This is a genomic window from Leucothrix pacifica, assembly GCF_003172875.1.
Lineage (GTDB): Bacteria > Pseudomonadota > Gammaproteobacteria > Thiotrichales > Thiotrichaceae > Leucothrix > Leucothrix pacifica.
The window spans coordinates 1-2639 of sequence record NZ_QGKM01000116.1 but is presented as its reverse complement, the minus strand read 5'-3'; the positions used below and the strand labels follow the sequence as shown (position 1 = coordinate 2639).

Genomic DNA, 2639 nt, shown 5'->3' with positions numbered 1-2639 from the left:
CAATAACAGAACGAACAACAAACAAGAAAATCTAATAAACCGTTTCATATCCTAAGCTCCAATATCTATGTAAATGTCTCAAGCGCAACGCGATCACCACGGCTGGGCGGGGTTGAGATAACCATTAATGAGAGATTTTCGTTGTGTAAGTTTCTTAACTGATGCTGATGAGGCTTACCCGCGGTAATCTGTAAACCCTGATTAGGATGTAGTAAGTGCGTCTTACCATCTTCCAGCATAGAACGTTAGTTCACACGAACCACCTTCGTATAATGAGTCACTGCCTTACCCTGAAACGTAGACAAACTAATCTCCCATTCGCCCGGCATGTGAAACAAGAAATCCTCAACCTTATAGCTGTTAGATTCTTCGTCAAACGCAACCGTCGGGGTGTAATTCATGCCATGTTTGTGCGCTGGCATAGTGGCATCCACAGTGATTCGGTCAGGCTTCACCATCTGCGCTGCGCACACTTTCAGGTTAAACGAAAACGGCTTCCCTAACGCTATCTCATCAGGCTTCAGGTTTATGATCGCCATTTCGGGATTTTCTTCAGAATCCTCGGCAGTATCCGCAGTACTCATGGCAATCCAACCGTCACCAATCTTGCACTCATCAGACACGACAAAGGCGTACGACTCTGCAATAAAACACGCAATCACAAAGACAGCGCTGATTAACACTCTACTTTCCATTTTTAGTACCCAACATCTTGTCTGCATTTTCAAAAGCAATTTTTCTGGCCAGTACAGGCGGTAAATCTTTCAACCAACCTCGCGTGTACTCCGCGTGAGAGGCGATGTAATACCAACGCTCCGGTGCAAAGGTATCCGTGCCGACCATAAAGCGGTCCGGAAACTCTTCAAACGCAGCGCGCCACTCATCAGGGACTTTGCCATTGCTGGCCTGATCATTTCTGAAGGCCAAATCGCTCCATAAATTTTTGTGTTTTCTTAACATCGCCCGAATCTCATCCGGACGATCAAAACCAGAATGTGCCCACAACACACGCGCCTGCGGAAAGGTTTTGAATATTCGGTCAATCGCATCGGCATCAGAATGGGCGTGCAATAACAGGTCGTGCTGCTTGGCCAGCGCGATCATATGCTGTAGCACCGGTGTTTCGATGTCTGCACCGTAAGCATGAAACTCACCCAGCGCCTTGTACTTATATTTTGCTAAGCGAGCCTCAACATAATCAATCACGGTTGGGTCATTCATCCAAGTACTGATTTCACCACGACGGCGGTATGGGCGTAGTGCGGGAACCACAATCTCAGGCGCTTGCTGGTAAATCTTTTGCGTACCGTCATCGTCCGAGCTGGAGATCAATGCTTTCTTCACGCCTGCCTGACGCAATAACGCTGCGGCCTCCGCCGGTGGTACCTGAATCACCGCATCATGACTGTAGTGAATGTGTGCATCAAACACCGGCATAGACTCTGCAGCTGCGATACTACTCAAAAGACTCAATGTTAATATTAGCGGGTATTTCATAAGCATGGCCTCAGGTTTCGATACGGTCCGTTAGATATTAACTGAGATTGCCACGTACAATGTGGAAATAACGTGAATTTACCAAATTGTCATATTCTCTTTAATATCATATACTTAGCCGTTATTTTTATATAAAAATTACTCAGTTACGCTGCCATATCCGGACAGTTACTAAATTTTTTCATTTTTAACTGAACCTAAGCTGAATGGTGTACACTAACAGTTATATGCCAAGGTTATTAAACCTGACCCCGAGAGATACGACCACATCAGAATAACCGTATCCTCATATCACTGCAGATTAGCCCGTTTGCAGTGACTTAAGCGCAGCCTTTAGCCCGAGGCAATTGCGCGAGTGTCGTGAAGAAGCAGGTTTCCCCCAATACCTGTTGTCACACACAGACATAGACCACCGCAAGGACGCGGTGGTTTTTTTTGCCTGTAACAAATACCAACTAACCCCTATGCAACGATTAATTACATAGGGGTTAATGAACAATTGCTCTGGCAAACCGCTCAAGCAATGCTAGATTGTCAGGCGAGTGTGCCTACAATGTATTGCGCAGATCCAAGGTATAAGGATATTCCTTAGTCTCTTTCAGCGGCAGATTACTGAAGCTGGACTCGCTGCTGGTATGCTCAACCACCTCACGCGCAGATTCCTGATAACCCGGATTCGAGATCGACACTGGCGTGTGACCAAACTCCCAGAAACGACTGATCCGACGTGATTCTGCTTCCAGCGGATTAATTGGCGAGCTTTCCGGATTCAATCCACCCGGATGCGCCACATGGTAAGTACAACCACCCACGGAGCGATCATTCCAGGTATCCACCAAATCCAATACCAGCGGCGCATGCACACCAATGGTTGGGTGCAGTGCTGATGGCGGATTCCATGCACGGTAACGAATCCCCGCCACATATTCACCATGCTTGCCGGTACTCTTTAGCGGCACACGCTGACCATTACACACCAGAATATAGCGGGAGTCAGTCAAACCTTCGATGCTGACCTGAATGCGCTCCAGAGAGGAATCGACATAGCGCGCAGTCCCCTGTGACCCAGACTCTTCACCCAATACATGCCACGGCTCAATCGCACTGTGCAGATGAATGGCGATATCACCAATCTGAGTAGA

The 2639-nt window shown here is 47.4% G+C and carries 3 protein-coding genes; all 3 read right to left on the bottom strand.

What is annotated here, in order from left to right; all coding sequences use genetic code 11:
• Positions 1 to 245 precede the first annotated feature (245 nt).
• On the bottom strand, positions 246 to 695 hold the full coding sequence (locus tag DKW60_RS22760) for a FixH family protein (RefSeq protein WP_181389863.1): 450 nt from the start codon (positions 693 to 695) through the stop codon (positions 246 to 248).
• Complete coding sequence (locus DKW60_RS22755) at positions 685 to 1497, bottom strand: amidohydrolase family protein (protein ID WP_109839950.1); 813 nt, start codon at positions 1495 to 1497, stop codon at positions 685 to 687. Before DKW60_RS22755 ends, DKW60_RS22760 begins: the two co-directional genes overlap by 11 nt.
• Before the next feature lie 548 nt (positions 1498 to 2045).
• A partial coding sequence (locus tag DKW60_RS22750; RefSeq protein WP_181389862.1) for a transglutaminase family protein occupies positions 2046 to 2639 on the bottom strand: 594 nt, incomplete at its 5' end.

What these genes read in the sequence shown, in the direction of transcription:
- DKW60_RS22760 (WP_181389863.1), bottom strand. Translation starts at nt 695, where the DNA reads ATGGAAAGTAGAGTGTTAATCAGCGCTGTCTTTGTGATTGCGTGTTTT.
- DKW60_RS22755 (WP_109839950.1), bottom strand. Translation starts at nt 1,497, where the DNA reads ATGAAATACCCGCTAATATTAACATTGAGTCTTTTGAGTAGTATCGCA.